The 704-nt window shown below is 64.3% G+C and carries 1 protein-coding gene; it reads left to right on the top strand.

Features of this window, described 5'->3' with window-relative positions; all coding sequences use genetic code 11:
* The coding region (locus EOA29_RS38865) for a biotin/lipoyl-binding protein (protein ID WP_127222542.1) at positions 1-704 on the top strand (704 nt) is incomplete at both ends.

Raw genomic sequence — 704 nt, 5'->3', positions numbered from 1 at the left:
GTCCAGCATCTGGAAGGCGGCATCATCGGGAAGATCCATGTGAAGGAAGGCGACAAGGTCAGCGCCGGCCAGGTGCTGATCAGCCTCAAGACGATCGACGCGCAGGGGCGCTACGACGAGCTGGAGGGGCACTATATTCGCTTGCTGGCAACCGAAGCGCGCCTGGTCGCGGAGCTTGCCGGACAGGACCGGATCGCGTTTCCCAAGGAGCTGACCTCGATCGACAGCGAGTTGGCGCGAAAAGTCGTCGTCGAGGAGCAGGCGCTGCTCGACAGCCGCCTTGCAACCCGCGACGGGCGCACGCAGATCCTCAACAAGCGCATCGCGCAGATCGAGGAGCAAAGCGCGGGATCAAGGGACGTGATCGCCGCCGAGACGGACCAGCTCGGCTTGATCGACCAGGAGATCGCTTCGGCGCAGGAGATGTACAAGAAGGGCCTCGAACGCCTGCCGCGTATATTGGCGCTGCAGCGCGCCCAGGCCGACATCCGCGCCAATCAGGCAACGAATCGGGCGCAGGTGGCGAAGAACGATCAGCAGATCGGTGAGACCGAGTTCCAGCTCCTTAACCTGCGCCAGCAGGACAGCGAGAGCGCCAACGAGGATCTTGCCAAGGTGCGCAGCGACCTCGCCGCATTGCGCAGCCAATTGCCTTCGCGCCAGGACGTGCTGGCGAGAACGGACATCGTCGCGCCGATCGCCGG

The organism is Mesorhizobium sp. M1E.F.Ca.ET.063.01.1.1 (assembly GCF_003998155.1).
Lineage (GTDB): Bacteria > Pseudomonadota > Alphaproteobacteria > Rhizobiales > Rhizobiaceae > Mesorhizobium.
The sequence above is the reverse complement of the archived record's forward strand: the minus strand, read 5'-3'. Positions and strand labels throughout refer to the sequence as shown.